Origin of the sequence: Bradyrhizobium nitroreducens (assembly GCF_002776695.1) — a bacterium.
GTDB lineage: Bacteria > Pseudomonadota > Alphaproteobacteria > Rhizobiales > Xanthobacteraceae > Bradyrhizobium > Bradyrhizobium nitroreducens.
Window position 1 is genome coordinate 7,291,123 of the sequence record NZ_LFJC01000003.1, and the last position, 19,991, is coordinate 7,311,113.

The following is a 19,991-nucleotide window of genomic DNA, read 5'->3' on the forward strand; positions in this document are numbered from 1 at the left end:
ATGGAAACGACCAATGACGGACTCTAAACCAAGCGACACTGAAAGCGCCGAGCTCGAAACATTCCGCGCCGAGACGCGCGCCTGGCTGGAAGCCAATTGCCCGCCGGAGATGCGCAAGCCCGCGACGTCGGATGCCGACGTGTTCTGGGGTGGGCGCAATGCGAAGTTTTCGTCCGAGCCGCAGCGCATCTGGTTCGAGCGCATGCGCGACAAGGGCTGGACCGTGCCGGATTGGCCTAGGGAATATGGCGGCGGCGGCCTCAGCGCGGCCGAGCACAAGGTGCTGCGCGCGGAGATGGCGAAAATGGGCGCCCGCCCGCCGCTGTCGAGCTTCGGCATCTGGATGCTCGGGCCGGCGCTGCTGAAATACGGCAACGACGCCCAGAAGAAGGAGCATCTGCCGAAGATCGCGGCCGGCGAGATTCGCTGGTGCCAGGGCTATTCGGAGCCGAACGCCGGCTCCGATCTCGCCTCGCTGCAGACCCGCGCCGAGAGCGACGGCGACGACTTCGTCATCACGGGCTCGAAGATCTGGACCTCCTACGCCAATTATGCCGACTGGATCTTCTGCCTGGTCCGCACCGATCCCACCGCCAAGAAGCACGACGGCATCAGCTTCATCCTGTTCGACATGACCTCCAAGGGCGTGACGACCAAGCCGATCCTTTTGATCTCCGGCTACTCGCCGTTCTGCGAGACCTTCTTCGACGGCGTCCGCGTGCCGAAATCGCATGTGGTCGGCACCATCAATCGCGGCTGGGACGTCGCGAAATATCTGCTGCAGCACGAGCGCGCGATGATCTCTGGCATGGGCGAGCGCGGCGTCGGCCGTCCGCTCGGACAGATCGCGGCCGATTCCGTCGGCACCGACGGGCAAGGCAAGCTCGACGATGCGATGCTGCGCGGCAAGATCGCGACGTTCGACGTCGATGAGGCCGCGCTCGCGGCCTGTGCCGAGCGCGCGGTCGATCTCGCCAAGGCGGGCCAGGCCCATCCGGCCTTCTCCTCGGCGATGAAATATTACGGCACCGAGCTCAACAAGCGCCGCTACGAGATCCTGATGTCGGCGGGCGGCGTCGATGTGCTGGAATGGGAGAGCGAGCGCTCCAGGCAGGGCGCCCGTCCGCGCGCCTGGCTGCGCACCAAGGCCAACTCGATCGAGGGCGGCACGTCCGAGGTGATGCTCGGCATCGTCGCCAAGCGCATTTTGGATTTGCCGGGGGCTTAGGGCCTTCCGTCATTCCGGGGCGCGACGAAGTCGCGAGCCCGGAATCCATCTATCCACCAACTCTGCCGCTCGATGGATTCCGGGCCTGGCCCTTCGGGCCATCCCGGAATGACGAGCCAAAATAGATTTCGAACCGGAAACACGCCCATGGCCCTCGTCCTCACCGAAGAACAATCGATGCTCCGCGACTCCGCGCGCGGGCTGATCAGCGACAAGGCACCGGTGTCGCATCTGCGATCCCTGCGCGACTCCAAAGACCCCACCGGCTTCTCGAAGGAGCTCTGGCACTCGTTCGCCGAGATGGGCTTTGCCGGCCTCCTGGTGCCGGAAGAGTTCGGCGGCAGCGGTCTCGGCTTCATGGAGGCCGGAATCGTCATGGAGGAGATCGGCCGCACGCTGATGCCGTCACCGTTCCTCGCCACCAGCGTGGTCGCGGCCTCCGCTCTGAACCGCGGCGGCAATGCCGCGCAGAAATCGGAATACCTGCCGAAGATCTCCAATGGCTCGCTGCTCGCGACGCTCGCGATCGACGAAGGCGCAAAGCATCGCCCGCTCCAGACGAACTTGCAGGCCGTGCGTGCCGGCAATGGCTTCAAGCTCTCCGGCGCCAAGGCGCTGGTGGTCGACGGTCACGTCGCCGATCTCCTGATCGTTGCTGCGCGCACGGCAGGCGCTGCCGGCGAGCGCGAAGGGCTGACGCTGTTCTTGGTCAACCCTGCGGCCAAGGGTGTTGCGATCGAACGCACCATCATGGTCGACGCGCACAATGCGGCGCGGATCGAGTTTGCGAACGTGGAGGTCAATGCCGACAGCGTGCTCGGCGAGGTCGATCAGGGCGCCGCCCTGCTCGACGGCGTGCTCGACATCGGCCGCGGCACGGTCGCGGCCGAAATGGTCGGCCTCAGCGACGAGGTCTTCAACCGCACCGTCGAATATCTCAAGAGCAGAAAGCAGTTCGGCAAGCTGATCGGCGAATTCCAGGCGCTGCAGCATCGCGCCGCCGAGCTCTATGTCGACATCGAGATCACCCGCGCCGCCACCATGAAGGCGCTGCAGGCGCTGGACGCGGATGTCGCCAAGGCCGCATCAAGCGTCGCCGTCGCCAAGGCGCGCGCCGGCACCACCGCCACGCGCGCGGTGCAGGAGGGCGTGCAGATGCATGGCGGCATGGGCATGACCGACCAGTTCGACATCGGCTTCTTCATGAAGCGCGCAAGGGTCTGCGAGGAGCTGTTCGGCGACGCCAACTACCACACCGAGCAGCTGGCGCGGGCGCGGGGGTACTAGGCGGCACTCGTGCAATAAGGCACGCTGCGCTCCCTCCCCACAAGGGGGGAGGGAACGCAGCGTACGCTCAGGTGACACCGTCAACGCAATGACGACGGAGAGAGCTGTTACCTCATCGGCGGCGCATACTGCACGCCGCCCGCGTTCCACAGCTGGTTCATGCCGCGCGGGATCTTCAGCTTGGACTTCTCGCCGATGTTGCGCTCGTACATCTCGCCGTAATTGCCGACGTGTCGGATGATGCGGACGGCCCAGTCCTTGGTGAGGCCGAGCTGCTCGCCGTAATTGCCTTCGGTGCCGACGAGGCGCATCACTTCCGGCTTCTTCGACTTCAAGGCCTCGTCGATGTTCTCCGAGGTGACCCCGAGTTCCTCGGCGTTGATCATCGCGTACAGCGTCCACTTCACGATCATCATCCAGTCGTCGTCGCGCTGGCGCACGACGGGGGCGAGCGGCTCCTTGGAGATCATGTCCGGCAGGATCATGTGGTCGCCGGGTTTCGTCAGGTTCAGCCTGAGCGCATAGAGCTGCGAGACGTCGGCGGAGAACGTGTCGCACTTGCCGGTGTCGTAGGCCTTCACGACGTCGTCCAGCTTGTCGAACTTCACCTCGTCATACTTCATGTTGTTGGCTTTGAAGTAGTCGGCGACGTTGAGCGCGGTGGTCGTGCCGGCCTGCACGCAGACCTTGCTGCCATCAAGGTCGAGCGAGGTCTCCTTGTTGCGCGAACGAGGCAGCATGAAGCCGGCGCCGTCGTAGTAGGCGACCGCGGGGAAATAGAGGTCGTAGTCGAGCTCGCGCGCCATGCTCCAGGTCGAGTTGCGCGAGAGGATGTCCACCTTGCGGCTCTGCAATTCCTTGAAGCGCTCGCTGGCATCGAGCGGGATGAACTTCGCCTTGCCGGGGTCGTTGAAGATCGCCGCGGCCACCGCGCGGCAGAAATCGACGTCGAAGCCGCTCCAGTTCTTGTTGTCCTCGGAATACGAGAAGCCCGGCAGGCCCTTGTTGACGCCGCACAGCACCTCGCCGCGGCGGACGGTGCGCTTCAGCGTGCGGGTATCGTAGAATTCATAGATGATGGCCAGAACGGCGACCAGCACGGCGACGGCGAGTCCGATCAGCAGGCCGCCACGAAAGGTGCGCATCATGTTGCTCTCTCGAAAATCGGGAAAAGGGGATTGGCAGGAGGGCGCGGAGCATGACCCGTTCGGATCATGCACCGACGATGGAATTACAGTTCGGGCTTCTGCCGGATGACGACCTTGGTGCCGACAGGGACGCGGTCGTAGAGATCGGCGACGTCGTTGTTGACGAGACGGAAGCAGCCCGAGGACACCTTGGTGCCGATCGTATCGGGGCGGTTGGTGCCGTGGATGCGGTAGACCGTGGTGCCCAGATACATGGCGCGGGCGCCGAGCGGATTGCCGGGGCCGCCGGCCATGAAGCGCGGCAGATAGGGCTGGCGCTGGATCATCTCCGGCGGCGGCGTCCAGTCCGGCCATTCCTTCTTGTTGGTGATGGTCACCAGGCCCTGCCACTGGAAGCCGTCTCGGCCGACGCCGATGCCGTAGCGGATCGCGCGCCCGCCCGGCTGCACCAGATAGAGGTGCCGCTCGGCGGTCGATACGATGATCGTGCCCGGCGCCTCGGTGGTGCGGAAATAGACCACCTGCTTCTGCCATTCCGGGTCGAGCTGGTAGGCGTCATCGGCGACCAGCCCCGGCTCGTCGCCGAGGTCCGGCTGCTGGGCGGAGGCTTGCGGGGCGGACAGAATAAGCCCCACCGCAGCCATGAACATCCCGGTCAGGCGACGAAAATCCGTCATTTCAAGCTCTCCCCGCTGCCACAGCGCAAATCATTCAAAGCCATCAAACCTGAGGGGCAAGTTCATGGCAAGTTGATGGCGCGCCGCCCTGATATGTCACGAGAATGCTTTGGTTTTTTGACGCGGCCGGCGCAATGCCACAAACAGGGGATGGCGCGAAAAGCCTAGAGCTGGGCTCGATGCGCTCCCTCCCCCGCGTGCGGGGGAGGGCGGGGGAGAGGGTGTCTCCACAACGGGACACTCCCCAAGAGGATAGAGCCCTCACCCGCCGCTACGCGTCGACCACTCCCGCAAGCGGGAGAGGCTCAGACCGAGTTCACGGCCAGATCCTCTGCGCCAATAGACATCGGGTCAGATCTTGTTGCTCTCCGCCGGAATCCCCAGCCGCCGCACGATCTCCGTCGCCACGGCGCGGGCCTCGACCCGCGAGCCGATCCGCGGGCTGCGAAACCGTCGTCCGGAGTGCAATCGGATCGTGACGATGCAGTGCTCGTCCTCGGACCGGCCGCGGCGGTCGACGGTGATCGTCTTCACGTCATGCCCCTCGATATGGTCCGCGCGCGGCGTGCCGTCGCCCCACAGGCGTTCGACACGGATATCGCCCTCGCGGATGATCCAGAACGCGCCGGTGACGAGATTGGCGTAGCGATAGACCGCGAACGCCGCGAGCACGCCGAGCGGCAGCAGCAGGATGTCGACATGGCTGGGCGGCCATCCGCGCCAGAGCTTGGTGGCATAGGGCACGGCGGACAACGCGACGACGATCAACGCGACGATGCGGATGTCCCGTGCGGGAAACGCCTCGATCGGCTCGCCAAGATGCATCTCGGGATTGCTGGCATCGAGCGGATTGACGGGTTCCTCGACATTGGGGACCTCGAACTGCGTGGCGATCCGCGCCACGGTGTCATGAACATGCGTGACGTCCGAGATCGGCGGCGAGGTCAGGCGCTCCCCTGAAGTCAGCGTGAAGACGAGTTGAAAGCGGGCCTTCACCCGTTTGCTGCCGGGGACCTGCAAGGCCGCGATGTCGTCCTTCCCGACGATGCGCGTGCGCAGCTTGCCGAACGGGCTTTGCCGCCCGATCAGGATCTCGTTCGCCGTGATGATCCACACCACCGCCGGCGCCATCATGATGCCGACGACGAACCCGGCGCCGACGAGCAGCGCCACCACCGAGATGATGATTTCCAGGGTATCATGCGTGAACAGGCCGGGCGTGAAGCACAGCGCAACGGCCGCGGCAAAGGCGGACATCACCAGCCGCTGCGCGATCGAGGCGCCTTCACGAAGGCGGATGTCGGTGCTGGTGGTCGCGTCGTCCATCGCGGGCGGCTGATTCCGTTGCGCGCGAAAACTCCATGGACGAGGCCGTGGAGTCAAGCAACAAGGGCGTCACCCGGGCCGGGGTGAGGGGACTTATCGGCGCACCTTCTCCGGGGCGATCCCCAACCTTCGGACGATCTCGTCGCTCACCGCTTGCGTCTCCGTCTCCGTCCCAATGTCGGGGCTGTGCATTGTCTTCCCGCTGCGAAGATTGACAGCAACGGAGCAAGAGCCCTCGTCAGGTTGATTGACGAAAATGGATTCGATGTCACGGTCTGTAATCGCATCCGCCGAGAGCTCGCCGCTGCGAGATATCCGCTCGATCAAAATCTCACCATGGCGGACGATCCAGGACTCGCCGGCAAACCTGTGCGCAGACTGAAAGAGGAGGAGGGCAACGACGTAGCCGATGAGCGGCAAGATCACCGTGGGAAGCGAAGGTGACGGGTCTTTCCAGAGCATGTAGGCGTAAAGAATGGTGTAGAGGCTCGCGAAGACCAGGATACCCATTCTCACCTCTTCGCGGCCCGACTTCCGCACGGGTTCGCCGATCCGTATCTCCGCGTTGGTGGCGTCCAGGGGATTGGCTGGCGGTACGCTCAGGGATGTTCCCAGCAATTCGGCAATCCGGCGACTGGTTTCGTTGGTGTGCGTGATCTCTGCGATGCGAGGCGACGTCAGTTGATCCCCCGATGCGAGCCTGAGAAAAATGGCGAAGCGCTCAGGGTGTCCCCTGTCGCCACGGACCTGTAACTCCGCGATGTCGCCCTTAGCCACGATCCGCGTCCGGAGTTTTCCGAATGGCCGCTCCTGGCCGATCAGGATCTCGTCAGGCGTGATGATCCACACCACCGCCGGCGCCATCATGATGCCGGCGACAACCCTCGCTCCCACCAGCAGCGCCACGACCGAGATGACTAATCGCAGGGTATCGTGCGTGAACAGGCCCGGCGTGAAGAACAGCGCAACGACCGACACACAGCCGGACATGACCAGCCGCCCTGCGATCGAGGCGCCTTCACGAAGGCGAATGTCGGTGCTGGTGTTCATTGCGGGCGGCTGATTTCTAGGCCGCGAAACTCCACGGACGGGTCCGTGGAGTCAAGCAACAAGGGCGTCACCCGCAGCCGGCCGCGCGATGTCTGCGCGGGATTAGCTGCTCGCGCTGAGCAGCTTCGCCACGGTGCGGTCGATCTCGTCGTAGCGGCCTTCGCCGGCGTGCTGGAACACGATCTTGCCGTTCTGGTCGATGATGTATTGCGCCGGCCAATATTGGTTGCTGTAGGCGTTCCAGGTCCTGGAATCATTGTCCTGCGCCACCGGATAGGTGATGCCGTGACGCTTCAGCGCGGCCTGCACGTTGGCGGCGGAGCGCTCGAACGGGAATTCCGGCGTGTGCACGCCGACCACGACCAGGCCCTTGTCCCGGTATTTGGCGTAGAGCTCGGTGACGTGCGGCAGCGTGTTGACGCAGTTGACGCAGCCATAGGTCCAGAAATCGACCAGCACGACCTTGCCGCGGAGGTCGGCCATGCTCAGCGGCTTGGAGTTGAACCAGGTGTTGATGCCGGTGAAGTCGGGCGCGGATTGCTGGCTGGCGGCGGCGACGGTGATCGGCCCGGCGGGCGCGGCCTCGTCGCAGAAGCCGGGGATGACGGCGCCGGTCACGGCGAGGCCGACAAGGGCGGCTGAGACGGCGAGCAGTTTGAAAGTCATGAGCGAGTCCTCCGGTTCGAGATGCAGATTGTTCACAGGCCGATCTGGCCGGTGGGGTAGAAGCCGGTGAGCCACGCCACGATCAGCGTGTCGTATTGGAAATAGGCGGCAAGCGCGAAGGCGATCACGACCACGCCAAAGCCCTGCTGCAGCCGCGGCGAGATCCGCGCCAGGCTGCGCACGCGCGTGGTCGCGGCCTGTCCGCCATAGGCGATCAGCAGCATCGGGATCGCAGCGCCGATGGCGTAGGCGATCAGCAACGTGCCGGCCCACGCGGCATTCTTCTGGGTCGCGACCAGCGTCAGGATCGAGCCGAGCACCGGGCCGGCGCAGGGCGTCCAGACCAGGCCCAGCGTGGTACCGAGGATCAGTCCGCCGAGCGCGCCTTCGCGTTGCCCGCCGCCGGCGCTGCCGAGATCGAGCCAGCCATTGAGCCGGATCGACAGCCATTCGAACGGCGTCGGCCACAGCATCAACAGGCCGAAGCCGAGCAGCAGGATCGACGCCGCCTCGCGCAGCACATTCGGATCGAAATCGAACAGCCGCGTCAGCGCACCCAGCAGCAGCGCGACCACCGAGAAGGAAACGACGAAACCGAGCGCGATCATCGCGGGACGCAGATGCCCCGCGCGCCCGATCGATGCGCCGAGCAGGATCGGCAGCATCGGCAGCGTGCAGGGCGCAGCGATGGTGAGGATGCCGGCGAGGAGGGCGAAGAGCAGGTCGAGCATGGGGCACTCGTGGTGGAGGTCACGAGGGCAGTTCGCGTGTGGCGGGGTGGTCGTTACGCCGCGTCACGCCTTCGTGACGGGCTGCTGTTTCTGTGAGGCACCCTGTCCGCCGCAGCGGCAGTCCGCTCCCTCCCCCCTTGTGGGGGAGGGCGGGGGAGAAGGGTGGCCCAGCAAATGGTCTACGCGATCGTGTCGCGCGCAAATCGAGAGATTCCCCGTGTGGACCCCCCTCCCTGCCCCCCCCAACAAGGGGGGAGGGAATGAGAGAGTGTGGCCGCCTCACTCGACGTGGCCACCACACACCAGGTCGGCAGCTTCGAGCACCCCCAAATACAAAACGACCCGGACGGGGGCATCGTCCGGGTCGCTGGAGGTCTTGGGAGGTTTAACGAAACCGTATGTGAGCTTTATAGGGGGGAAGTTTTTCCGCCTGATGTTGTGGTTTGTTTCAATTGTTTCGTCGGCGGTAACACTTCCGTGTTCCGGGGCAGGGCCTGGTATCAGGCCCTATCCCTTTGAAATCATTGGGTCAGGCGGCGAAACGCTCGACGCCGGCGCCCTTAAGCAATTCGGCCAGCTGCTTGCGGGCGTAGAACATCCGCGTCTTCACGGTGCTCTGGGGGATGCCGATGATCTGGCCGACCTCCTCCACCGATTTCTCGTGGTAGTAGACGAGGTTGATGATCTCGCGATGGGCGGGCGACAGCTTCTGCACGCAGGCGCGCAGGATTGCGCTGGTATCGCTGCGGTCGAGCGAGGTCTCCGGCGTGTCGCAACCATCAGGGATCTGGCGCACGTCCTCCTGGTCGATGTCCTCGAAGCGGCGCTGGCGCATCGCGGTCAGGGCCTTGAAGCGGGCGATCGAGAGCAGCCAGGTCGAGACCTGCGAGCGGCCCTGGAACTGGCCGGCGGTGCGCCAGACGTCCAGAAATACCTGGCTGACGAGGTCTTCCGCCGTGGTGGCATCGCGCACGATGCGCAGGATGAAGCGATAGACCCGCACGTTGTGCCGGCAATAGAGGATATGCATCGACGTCCGGTTGCCGTCGGCAATGCTTTCGAGAAGCATGTCGTCCGAAGTCGCCTGAGCGGCGATGATGCTCTGGCTGGCCTGGGCGTTGATGGCGATGACGTTCCGCATAGTCTTGGCTCCCCGTAGCGCCGCAACCGAGCGGCGTTTCCTTGGACCAAAGTGTTAATGAGCCAACGTTTCGGGACGTCTGCACGAAAAGGGGAAAATGGTTTCGTGCGCCGCCAAATTGTTTCGTCGGAAGGGGCGCGACGAAACATTCGGGGCAAAAAGTTGAGGAATTTCAATATACGGAAAATACGGGGGTGGGGGCTTGGGGGCCGACGGCGGCGCCTGGAACGTATTTCCAGCTGTTGCGTTCGGGCGCGCGACGCACACTCCTGTCGTCCCGGACAAGCGAAGCGCAGATCCGGGATCCATACCCACAGGGCGATGTGGTTACGGGGACTTGGAGTGGGCGCTTTCACGCCAAACTGCGGCCTGGGATGATGGGTCCCGGATCGGCGCGCGCTTGGGGCGCGCTTGTCCGGGACGACAATGGAGGGTGAGGGCTACGCCTTGTCGCCCTGCGGCGAGAACAGATAGCCGCCGCCGCGGATGGTGCGGATCACGGCGGGCTTGGCCGGGTCGGGCTCGATCTTGCGGCGGATGCGCATGATGCGCAGGTCCACCGCGCGGTCGAAGGCTTCGGCGTCGCGCGCATTGGCGAGCTCCAGCAGGCGCTCGCGCGACAGCACGCGCTTCGGATTGGCCGCGAACACCTTGAGCAATCCGAACTCGGATGCGGTCAGCGGGTGCTCGTTGCCTTCGTCGTCGCGCAGCGCCTGCGCTTCGAGATCGAGCCATTTGGTGCCGAAGCGTACCAATTGCTCCTTGTCCGATTTCGCCGCCGCCTCCGGCGCCGCCGCCTTGGCCGGCACGCTCCGCCGCAGCACCGAGCGGATCCGTGCCATCAGCTCGCGCAGCTCGCAGGGCTTTGCCACGTAGTCGTCGGCACCGAGCTCGAGACCGACGACGCGATCGATCGGGCTCGCCGTCGCCGTGAGCATGATGACCGGCACGTTGATGCGGCTCTTGAGGTCGCGGATGATCGAGAGGCCGTCCTCCTCGGGCATGTTGAGGTCGAGCACGACGAGATCTGGCATGCCGCCGTCGATCGCCGCGCGGAGCGACTTGCCGCCGTCGCACAGCGTCACGGTGAAGCCGTGCATCTTGAGATAATCGCCGACCATCTCCCGGGCCGGGGCCTCGTCGTCGACGATCATGATGTGCTGGCTTTGGGTCATGGTCTTTGCATCACGGCATTTCGGTCGCGGGGAGGGTGATGGTGAAGGTCGAGCCCTGGCCGGGCCCGTCGCTGTCGGCGGTCACCTCGCCGCCATGCATGTCGACGATCCGCTTGACGATGGAGAGCCCGAGCCCCGTCGAGCTCTCGCCGGCGGTCGGCTTGGCCGACAGCCGCTGGAAGCGGCCGAACAGGCGGCCGAGATCCTCCGGCGACAGGCCGGCGCCCTCGTCGCTGACGCGGACGATGGTGTCGTTGCCCTCATGGCTGACGGCGACGTCGATCTTGCCGCCGATCGGCGAGTACTTGATGGCGTTGCTGATCAGGTTGTCGATCGCCTCGCGGATGCGGTCGGTGTCGCACATGGTGACGATGTTGGACGGCGCGGTGACGCTGATCGCCTGCTGCTTGTTGACGGCGAGCGGCTGGTTGGCCTCGGCGACCTCCTTGACCAGCGCGGCGACGTCGACCGGCTCGCGGCGGATGGTGATGTCGAAGGCATCGGCCATCGCGTCCGAGATCAGATGGTCGACCATGGTGGTGAGGCGCTTGGTGGCGTCGCGGATGTGGTCGACCTGGGCGACCACGCCGCTTTGCGAGGCGCCGGTCGAGATCAGCTCCTTCAGCATCTCGGTGCGGCCGAGAATGACGCCGAGCGGGTTCTTCAGATCGTGCGCGACGGTGCCCAGGATCTCGTTCTTGAAGCCGTTGGCGCGCTGCAGCCGCAGCCATTGCGCCGAGAGGCGGCGGTTGGCCTGCATCAGCGCGCGGGTGCGCTGGGCGACGCGGTCCTCCAGCTGCGCGTTGGCGTCCTGCAGCTGCTGATAGAGGATGACGTTGTCGAACGCGATCGAGAGCCTCGAGGAGAAGATCTCGACCAGCGAACGGTCGGTCTCGGACAGCTCGCGCTCGGCCTGCAGCAGCACCACCACCTCGCGGCCGGATCCGGTGCGCAAATAGATCACGCTGCGGTGGTCGGCGAATTCGTTCTTGCGGCCCTGGAAGGCGGCTTCCACCATCGCGCGCAGATCGGGGTCGAGCGCCTTCGACGACGTCGTGCCGATGAAGCGGCTGTAGCAGCCGCTGCCGGCGAGTACCGAGAGCTCGGGGTCGAGGCCGCCATTGTCGCGCAGGACCAGTATGCCGGCGCAATCGGCGTTGAGCAGCGAGGCCAGCTGGGTCAGCACGCCCTCGGCGAGCCGCTGCATCGACTTGAAGTCGTACAGCGTGGACGCCGCGTCGATGATGATCTCGAGCCCGCGCCGCGTCTGCACCATGCGCTCGAGCTGCTGATAGGAGCGCAGCGCCGCGGTCAGCGAGGTGAACAGCTTGTCGGCGGTGAGCTCGGTCTTGGCCTTGTAGTCGTTGATGTCGTACTGCACGATCACGCGCCGCTCCGGCGCCTGGCCGGGCTGGCCGGTGCGCAGGATGATGCGCACGGTCTCGTTCCTGATCTCGTTGCGGATGAACTCGACCAGCTCGAGGCCGGCGACGTCGGTCTCCATGATGACGTCGAGCAGCACGGCGGCGATGTCGCCGTGCTCGGCCATCAGCTTGCGGCCTTCCGCCGCGGAATAGGCCGACAGGATCTCCAGGCCCTGGCCGTTCAGGCTGTAGTCGGACAGCGCAAAACGCGTGCCGTCATGCACCGCCGGATCGTCGTCGATGACGGCGATCTTCCATTTCCGGGCGTTGCTATCCTCCGACGCGGTACCGGTATCGTCGATCAGGTGGAGGACATCGTCCTGTTCGGCCATTGAGAAGTCCCGTCACTTTCTGTGCTCTGCGCGCCGCCCTTGGCGACCCGGGGCATGATAATGCGAAAAGTAGTGCCTTGTCCCAGCTTGGATTCCAGCATCATGCGGCCGCCGAGCTGCTGGGAGACGAGGTTATAGACGATATGCAGGCCGAGGCCGGTGCCGCCTTCATTGCGCCGGGTGGTAAAGAAAGGGTCAAAGGCCTGGCGCTGCACGTCGGGGGTCATGCCGGCCCCGTCGTCGGTGAAGATGATCTCGATGTCCTCGGTCCCGCGCGGCCGCGCCGAGATCGTGATGGTGCCGGCGCGCCCGTCGGCGAAGGCGTGGTTGGCGGCGTTGAGGAAGAGATTGGTCAGGATCTGGCCATAGGAGCCCGGATAGCCGTCGAGCAGGAGCCCCTCGGGCACGTCGACCTGCAGCGTGATCGGCGAGCGCTTCAGCACCGGGCGCAGGCTGGCGATGATCTGGTCGGTGGCCTCGCTGAGCGAGAATTGCCGCCGCTCGGCATGGGAGCGGTCGACCGCGACCTGCTTGAACGACTGGATCAGCTCGCCGGCGCGCTGGAGATTGGCGACGAGCTGCTGCGAGGCGTCGCGCGAGGACTGCACGAATTCCTCCAGCTGCGAGCGGCGCAGGCCGCCCTCGCCCTTGAGCTGGGCCTCGAAGATTTCCGTGCGCCGGGCAAAGCTGGACGCGACCGTCAGGCTGATGCCGATGGGGTTGTTGACCTCGTGCGCGACCCCTGCGACGAGGCCGCCGAGCGCCGCCAGCCGCTCGGCGTCGATCAGATTCTGCTGCGCGGTGTTGAGCTCGAGCAGCGCGCTCTCGGCTTTCTCTTTCGACGCGCGCAGCTCGTCCTCGGTCTCGCGCTTCGCAATCGCGTTCTCGCGGAACACCTCGACCGCGCGCGCCATGGCCCCGACCTCGTCGCGTGCCTTGGTGCCCTGCACCTCGCGGTCGAGGTCGCCGAGCGTGATCGCGCGCATCGCGGTCATGATCTGCTGCAGCGGCAGCCGGATCGACAGCGCGATCATCACGCCGGCGGTGAGGATGATGCCGAGGAAGATCACCGCGATCGACAGCACCCGCCGCGAAATATCCGCCAGCGTGCGGTCGAAGGTCTCCTGCGCCTTCTGCTCGCGCTGGCGCATCTTGGTGGAGAGGTCGTCGATGGCGCCGATCGCCTCGGCCTGGCTGGCATCGATGGTGTTGCGGAGCAGCTCGGTGCGGCTCGCAAGCTGTTCGGAGAGCTTTGCAAAGCCCTCGCGCAGCGCGGCGGTGCGGGCCCCGAGCCGCTGCAGCGCCATGCGCTGGAGGTCGTTGTCGGCGAGATCGATCATCACCGGGATGGTCTTCTCGATCGTCTCGGTGTTGCGGCGGGCGTCGTCGGCCGCGCCCGTCTGCAGCGACAAATAATAGGAATTGGCCGCCACCAGCATCGCGGTGAAGGCCTCGCGGGATTTGCCGAGCGAGGGCCAGATCAGCGCGTCGCGATGGCCGGTGGCGCCCTCGATGATGGAATAGAGGCCCGCCATGTCCCTGGCCGGGCCCTGTACCTGGTCCTCATAGGTCTTGGCGATGGTGGCCTGCACGCTGCGCAGCTCGCCGAAGCCGTTGAGGAAGCGGTCGGTGGTGCGCTCCAGCTCCTCGACCGAGCCCGCCAGCATCGGGTCCTTGGCGGCGCGGTTGGAGAGCGTGCCCAGCACCGCCTCGCGCAGCAGCAGGATCTCGGCGAACAGGTCCGGGCTCGGCTGGTTGATGTAGCGGTGGATCAGGTTCTGCAGGCGGCCGGTCTCGCTTTCGAGCAGCGCCAGGATCCGGTCGGATTCGCGCACCTGGCGCACGTCGTCCCAGGCCGAGCCCAGCACCTGCGCGCCGTTCCAGATCATGGCGACCAGCACCACCACCACGGCGGAGTTCAACGCGGCGATCGACAGGATGCGCCAGCGGATCGGCACCGCCCGCAGCACGCCGACGAGACGCGCGCGCAGCCGCCCGATCGGGCCGGGCGGCCTATCCGCGTGCTCGTGATGTCCAAGTGCAGCCAACGCGGCTCACTCCACCTTGCGTATGCGTTCGATCAGCGCCGCCGCGGCAGGATCGCGTCCGGCCTTGGCGTAGATGGCGGCCATCGCGTCCTCGAACGGCTTGCGGTCGATGTCCCTGATGATGGTGACGCCGGCTTCCTGCGCCTTGCGCTGCGACTGCTCCTCGAGGTCGCGCCATTTCTCTCGCATGAACCGGCTGGAGCGCTGCGCGGACTCCCGGAAGATCGCCTGGTCGTCCGGCGACAGGCTCTGCCAGGCCTTCAGCGAGATCACCAGCACTTCGGGGCTCATCGTGTGCTCGGTGAGCGTGTAGTAGCCGGCGTGCTTGTAATGGTCCGTCGTCACGAAAGATGGCCAGTTGTTCTCGGCGCCGTCGATCAGATGGTTGGCGAGCCCGGTGAGCACCTGCCCGTAGGGCAGCTCGACCGGCTCGGCCCCGAGCGCGCGGATCATCTGGCTCATCAACTCCGACTGCTGCACCCGGATCCGCAATCCCTTGAGATCCGCGAGGCTCTTCACCGGGCGGACACCGTTGTAGATCGACCGCGCGCCGGAATCGTAGAAGGCGAGCCCGACGAAGCCGTAGGGCTCGAAACTGTTCAGGATCTCGCTGCCGACGGGCCCGTTCAGCACCTTCTGCATGTGCTCGATGGACCGGAACAGGAACGGCATGGCGAGCACGTTCATCGCCGGAACGAAGTTGCCGATCAGGGCGACATTGGTCCGGTTGAGGTCGATCGCGCCGGCCCGGGTCTGCTCGATGGTCTCCTTTTCCTCGCCGAGCTGGCGGGAGTGGAACACCTTGATCTCGTGGCGGCCCTTGGTGCGCTCGGCGATCAGGGCGCCCATGTAGCGCAGCGCCTGGACGGTCGGATAGTCCTCGGCCTGGGTGTCGGCGGCGCGAAATTCGCGCGCGACGGCGCCCGTCGCGCGCATGCTCATCGAGACTGCGGCAAGCAGAAGCGCGACGACAATCATTCCGGTCCGCGAGAGTTCGGCACGGCTTAACACTGGCACACTCAACCCCTCAGTGGTGGAGTCCATGGCGGGAGCAAAAGGTTCAATGCAATCTAGCAGATGGTAAAGGGAAGGCCATCCCGCCCGGTGCGGCGACGTGATTGTGCGGCGCGGCCGGCTCGCATTCCCGGTTGAAACCGCAGATGCCGCGCCTTAAGCAGGGCGCGGTCGCCTTTTGTCGCGCGACACGGGAAGAGCCATCGTGATCTCAGCATTGCGCCTCTTGCAGGTCGTCGTCGTCTCAACGGCCCTCGCATGGGGCTGTGAAGTCCGCGCCGCCACCGACATCGCGTGGTGGCACGCCATGTCCGGCGAGCTCGGCAAGCAGCTCGAGAAGCTCGCGGCCGACTTCAACGCCTCGCAGTCCGATTACCGCATCGTGCCGGCCTACAAGGGCAATTACACCGAGACGGTGACCGCCGCGATCTTCGCCTTCCGCTCGCGCAGCCAGCCTGCGATCGTCCAGGTCAACGAGGTCGCCACCGCCACCATGACCGCGGCCAAGGGCGCGATCTATCCGGTGTTCAGCCTGATGCGGGACCAGGGCGAGCCGTTCTCGCTGACCGACTATTTGCCGGCGGTCTCCGGCTATTACACCGACGCGGCCGGCAATCTGTTGTCGTTCCCGTTCAATTCCTCGACGCCGATCCTCTATTACAACAAGACCATGTTCCGCGACGCCGGCCTCGATCCGGAGACGCCGCCGAAGACCTGGCCCGAGCTCGGCGCGGCCGCAAAGCGCCTGCGCGACCGCGGCGCGGCCTGCGGCTTCACCACGTCCTGGCCGTCCTGGATCCATGTCGAGAATTTCTCGGCGTTTCACAATCTTCCGCTGGCCACGCGCGCGAATGGTTTTGGCGGCCTCGACGCGGAATTGACCATCAACAATCCCACCCTCGTGCGTCACGTCGCCCAGCTCGCCGAATGGCAAAAGACAAAACTGTTCGACTATGGCGGTCGCGGCCAGTCGGCCGAGCCGCGCTTCCAGAGCGGCGAATGCGGCATCTTCATCGGCTCCTCGGCGACGCGCGCCGATATCAGGGCGAACTCGAAATTCGAGATCGGCTACGGCATGATGCCGTACTGGCCCGACGTGAAGGACGCGCCGCAGAACTCGATCATCGGCGGCGCCACGTTGTGGGTGCTGCGCGACCGGCCGCGCGAGGAATACAAGGGCGTGGCGCGCTTCTTCGCCTATCTGTCGCAGCCCGGCGTGCAGGCCGCCTGGCACCAGAACACCGGCTATCTGCCGATCACCCGCGCCGCCTCCGAGCTGACCCGCGCGCAAGGCTTTTACGAGCGCAATCCGGGCTCGGCGATCTCGTTCGAGGAGATCACGCTGCATCCGCCGACGGAGAATTCCAAGGGCATCAGGCTCGGCTCCTTCGTCCTGATCCGCGGCGCGATCGAGGACGAGCTGGAGCAGGCCTTTGCGGGGCAGAAGAGCGCGCAAGCCGCGCTCGATTCCGCCGTCGAGCGCGGCAACAAGCTGCTGCGCCAGTTCGAGCGCGCCAGCCCGGATAGATAGAGGCTGGGGGCCTGTGTCAGTTGAAGCGCAAGGCCTTTCCGCATCGTCATGGCCGGGCTTGTCCCGGCCATCCACGTCTTGCTGCACCCGAAGAACGTGGATGCCCGGGACAAGCCCGGGCATGACGAGCTCAAACGCATTGGGCTTGCAATGTCGATGACACTTCCTCACGCGACCGACGCCGAAAGCTTTCGCGCCTTTCGCTCCGATCCCGCGCAATGGCTGCCGATCGCGCTCGACATCGCGCGCAGCCACGGCCTCGACGTCAGCGCGCCGCATGTGTTTGCGAACGGCACCAACCTCGTGGTCGGCCTCGGCGAAAATCTGATCCTGAAGATCTTCCCGCCGCTGCTGCGCGCGCAATTCGTCTCCGAGCGCGGCTCGCTGACGCAGCTCAAAGGCCGCCTGCATCTGCCGATCCCCGAGATCGTCGCGGAAGGGACGCGCGACGGCTGGCCCTATCTCGTCATCACACGTCTCACAGGCACGCTCGGCTCGGAGGTCTGGCCGCAGCTGCCGGAGGACCAGAAGGAGCGTCTGCTGCGCCAGATCGGCGAGACCATCGCCAGCGTCCAGCGCGCCCCGCTCGGTCTGCTCGCCGCCATCGAGCCGCGCTGGGACGATTTCATGCGCCGGCAGATGCAGGGCTGCCGCGCACGGCACACGCGTCTCGGTCTTGCGCCGAAATTTCTCGCCGGCCTCGACGATCTCCTGCGCGATGCGCAAGAACTCATTCCGATGGATGCGCCGCCGGTGATCCTGATCGGCGAATACATTCCGGAAAACTTCCTGCTCGCCTGCCGTGACGATCAATGGTCGCTCGCCGGCCTGTTCGACTTCGGCGACGTGTTGGCGGGTTGGCGCGACTACGATTTGCTCGGGCCAAGTGCCTTCATGGCGGCAGGCCGGCCGGGCCGGGTGAAGAGCCTGCTCGAAGGCTTCGGCTATGCGAGACCGGACTTCGCGCTCAAGCGCCGCCTGATGGCCCTGATGCTGCTGCACCGCGCCAGCGATCTCAACGCGCACGTCTGCATCGATGGCTGGCAGGACCAAGCGAACGATCTGGTCGAGTTGCAGGACCTGATCTGGGCGGGGTGAGCGGCGCGCTCAGCCTCTCTTCGTCATTCCGGGGCGCCGCGCAGCATCGAACTTTGGTACGCATCGCCCCGGAATGACGGTGGTGCTTATTGGAAGGGCGCCCATCAAATGAAGCTTATTAAATGAGCAAATCTGCACCTTTGTATGCAATACCCCCGAACTCGATGCGCGCCTCGGACCCGCCAAAATCAAGATTTTCATAGCAATTTCAGCCTAGTACCTCGGTCGTAAACCGCCGTTAAGCTCTGGCACGAACCTTGCGAATCCGGTTCCAACCAAAAACCTTTGCGTTGGAGCATTGCCATGAAGCGCCGCGATTTCCTCAAGTCCGTGTCCGGGTTGGCCGCCGGAGCGGCGCTTCCGGCGATGCCGTCCGTGATCTCCACCGCCTATGCCGATGCCCGCTCGGAGACGCTGCTGATCGTCTCGGAGGGCGGCCCCAACAATCTCGACATCCACGGCGTCGGCACCAACGTGCCCGGCTATGAAGTGTCCTGGAATTGCTACGACCGCCTGATCAGCCACGAGATGAAGAGCGGCCCCGGCGGCGTGCCCTATTACGACCGCGACAAGTTCAAGGGCGAGCTCGCCGAGGAGTTCAAGATCGACGACATGTCGGTCACCTTCAAGCTGCGCAAGAACGCCAAATTCCACGACGGCACGCCTGTTACCGCGAAGGACGTGAAGTGGTCGCTGGACCGCGCCGTCAGCGTCGGCGGCTTCCCGACCTTCCAGATGAGCGCGGGTTCGCTGACCAAGCCCGAGCAGTTCGTCGTGATCGACGACCACACCGTGCGTGTCGACTTCCTGAAGAAGGACAGGCTGACGATCCCCGATCTCGCGGTGATCGTGCCCTGCATCGTCAATTCCGAGCTGGTGAAGAAGAACGCCAGCGAGAAGGACCCCTGGGGCCTCGAATTCACCAAGCAGCAGACCGCGGGCTCCGGCGCCTACAAGGTGACGAAATGGACCGCCGGCACCGAAGTCATCATGGAGCGCAACGACGATTGGGTCTGCGGTCCGCTGCCGAAGATCAAGCGCGTGATCTGGCGCATGGTGCCGCAGGCCGGCAACCGCCGCGCGCTCTTGGAGCGCGGCGATGCCGACATCTCCTACGAGCTGCCGAACAAGGACTTCCAGGAGATGAAGGCGAACGGCAAGCTCAACGTGGTGTCGCTGCCGTTCTCCAACGGCATCCAGTACATCGGCATGAACGTCACCAAGCCGCCCTTCGACAATCCGAAGGTCCGGCAGGCCGTCGCCTATGCGCTGCCCTATCAGAAGATCATGGACGCCGTGATGTTCGGCCTCGCGAACCCGATGTTCGGCGCGGCGAAGGACAAGCCGACCGAAGTCGCCTGGCCGCAGCCGCACAAATACAACACCGACATCGAGAAGGCGAAGGCGTTGATGGCCGAAGCGGGCATGGCAGGCGGCTTCGAGACCACGATCTCGTTCGACCTGAATTTCGCCGGCGTCAACGAGCCGCTCTGCGTGCTGGTGCAGGAGAGCCTCGCGCAGATCGGCATCAAGACCACCATCAACAAGGTGCCCGGCGCCAACTGGCGCACCGAATTGAACAAGAAGGAGATGCCGCTCTTCACCAACGTGTTCTCGGGCTGGCTCGATTACCCCGAGTACTTCTTCTACTGGTGCTATCACGGCAACAATTCCGTCTTCAACACCATGAGCTACAAGTCGGCGGAGATGGACAAGCTGATCGATGGCGCGCGCACCGCGGCAGCAAGCGGCGACACCGCCACCTACGACAAGGACGTCAAGGGCTTCGTCGACCTCGCCTTCACCGACATCCCGCGCATCCCGCTCTACCAGCCCTTCGTCAACGTCGCGATGCAGAAGAACATCAGCGGCTATCAATACTGGTTCCACCGCCGGCTGGACTACCGGGCGCTGGTGAAGGGGTGAGGCGTGATGCTGATGGTCGGCGACGCATCGGCATCGGTTGACTGCGTACATTTGAGTGAGGTGAGCACAGCTCTCTCATTCCCTCCCCCCTTGTGGGGGAGGGGCAGGGAGGGGGGTAGCCACGAACTCCGACCTCTCCCGGGGGCACCCCCCCCCCCCCCCCCCCCCCCCCAAGGGGGGGGGGAAAAA

General features: G+C 65.1%; 16 protein-coding genes. 5 read left to right on the forward strand and 11 right to left on the reverse strand.

Features of this window, described 5'->3' with window-relative positions; genetic code table 11:
* The first annotated feature begins 13 nt into the window (after positions 1 to 13).
* Both TSA1_RS34525 and TSA1_RS34530 read left to right on the forward strand, forming a co-directional pair.
* Positions 14 to 1,228, forward strand: coding sequence for an acyl-CoA dehydrogenase family protein (locus tag TSA1_RS34525; RefSeq protein WP_100180209.1), 1,215 nt, complete (start codon positions 14 to 16; stop codon positions 1,226 to 1,228).
* A gap of 147 nt (positions 1,229 to 1,375) precedes the next feature.
* A complete protein-coding gene (locus TSA1_RS34530; protein ID WP_100180210.1) occupies positions 1,376 to 2,515 on the forward strand; it encodes an acyl-CoA dehydrogenase family protein in 1,140 nt (379 codons plus the stop codon).
* A 107-nt stretch (positions 2,516 to 2,622) separates the two neighbouring features.
* On the opposite strand, the gene TSA1_RS34535 is transcribed toward TSA1_RS34530, so the two are convergent.
* The 11 genes from TSA1_RS34535 to TSA1_RS34590 all read right to left on the reverse strand — a co-directional run bounded on the left by TSA1_RS34535 (position 2,623) and on the right by TSA1_RS34590 (position 15,250).
* Positions 2,623 to 3,660 carry an amino acid ABC transporter substrate-binding protein gene (locus TSA1_RS34535; RefSeq protein ID WP_100181500.1) on the reverse strand — a complete coding sequence of 346 codons (1,038 nt, stop codon included), beginning with the start codon at positions 3,658 to 3,660 and terminating at the stop codon, positions 2,623 to 2,625.
* A gap of 86 nt (positions 3,661 to 3,746) precedes the next feature.
* Entirely contained in the window at positions 3,747 to 4,340 is a 594-nt protein-coding gene (locus TSA1_RS34540; RefSeq protein WP_100180211.1) for a L,D-transpeptidase, read from the reverse strand.
* Positions 4,341 to 4,691: 351 nt separating this feature from the next.
* On the reverse strand, positions 4,692 to 5,666 hold the full coding sequence (locus TSA1_RS34550; protein WP_100180212.1) for a hypothetical protein: 975 nt from the start codon (positions 5,664 to 5,666) through the stop codon (positions 4,692 to 4,694).
* A gap of 93 nt (positions 5,667 to 5,759) precedes the next feature.
* On the reverse strand, positions 5,760 to 6,716 hold the full coding sequence (locus TSA1_RS34555; RefSeq protein WP_100180213.1) for a hypothetical protein: 957 nt from the start codon (positions 6,714 to 6,716) through the stop codon (positions 5,760 to 5,762).
* Positions 6,717 to 6,818: 102 nt separating this feature from the next.
* Complete coding sequence (locus tag TSA1_RS34560) at positions 6,819 to 7,382, reverse strand: thioredoxin family protein (RefSeq protein WP_100181501.1); 564 nt, start codon at positions 7,380 to 7,382, stop codon at positions 6,819 to 6,821.
* Positions 7,383 to 7,414: 32 nt separating this feature from the next.
* Entirely contained in the window at positions 7,415 to 8,113 is a 699-nt protein-coding gene (locus TSA1_RS34565; protein WP_100180214.1) for a cytochrome c biogenesis CcdA family protein, read from the reverse strand.
* Between the two features lie 529 nt (positions 8,114 to 8,642).
* Positions 8,643 to 9,254 (reverse strand): sigma-70 family RNA polymerase sigma factor, encoded by a 612-nt coding sequence (locus TSA1_RS34570; RefSeq protein ID WP_100180215.1) that lies wholly within the window; start codon positions 9,252 to 9,254, stop codon positions 8,643 to 8,645.
* A 440-nt stretch (positions 9,255 to 9,694) separates the two neighbouring features.
* Positions 9,695 to 10,429, reverse strand: a complete 735-nt coding sequence (locus TSA1_RS34575) for a response regulator (RefSeq protein ID WP_100180216.1) — start codon at positions 10,427 to 10,429, stop codon at positions 9,695 to 9,697.
* Between the two features lie 10 nt (positions 10,430 to 10,439).
* Positions 10,440 to 12,185, reverse strand: coding sequence for an ATP-binding response regulator (locus tag TSA1_RS34580; protein ID WP_100180217.1), 1,746 nt, complete (start codon positions 12,183 to 12,185; stop codon positions 10,440 to 10,442).
* On the reverse strand, positions 12,155 to 14,233 hold the full coding sequence (locus TSA1_RS34585) for a sensor histidine kinase (RefSeq protein ID WP_245448490.1): 2,079 nt from the start codon (positions 14,231 to 14,233) through the stop codon (positions 12,155 to 12,157). The genes TSA1_RS34580 and TSA1_RS34585 overlap by 31 nt, the downstream gene beginning before the upstream one ends.
* Positions 14,234 to 14,239: 6 nt before the next feature.
* Positions 14,240 to 15,250: a TRAP transporter substrate-binding protein gene (locus TSA1_RS34590; RefSeq protein WP_100181503.1), complete on the reverse strand. Its 1,011-nt coding sequence runs from the start codon at positions 15,248 to 15,250 to the stop codon at positions 14,240 to 14,242.
* 202 nt (positions 15,251 to 15,452) lie between these two features.
* Here TSA1_RS34590 and ugpB point away from each other — a divergent pair, with 202 nt between their 5' ends.
* The 3 genes from ugpB (at position 15,453) to TSA1_RS34605 (ending at position 19,802) form a co-directional block, all read left to right on the forward strand.
* Positions 15,453 to 16,778 (forward strand): sn-glycerol-3-phosphate ABC transporter substrate-binding protein UgpB, encoded by a 1,326-nt coding sequence (gene ugpB, locus TSA1_RS34595; RefSeq protein WP_174719205.1) that lies wholly within the window; start codon positions 15,453 to 15,455, stop codon positions 16,776 to 16,778.
* Positions 16,779 to 16,928: 150 nt separating this feature from the next.
* The gene (locus TSA1_RS34600) at positions 16,929 to 17,876 is read left to right on the forward strand and encodes an aminoglycoside phosphotransferase family protein (protein ID WP_100180219.1); all 948 of its coding nucleotides are present in this window, start codon (positions 16,929 to 16,931) and stop codon (positions 17,874 to 17,876) included.
* Positions 17,877 to 18,179: 303 nt separating this feature from the next.
* Complete coding sequence (locus TSA1_RS34605) at positions 18,180 to 19,802, forward strand: ABC transporter substrate-binding protein (RefSeq protein WP_100180220.1); 1,623 nt, start codon at positions 18,180 to 18,182, stop codon at positions 19,800 to 19,802.
* Positions 19,803 to 19,991 lie beyond the last annotated feature (189 nt).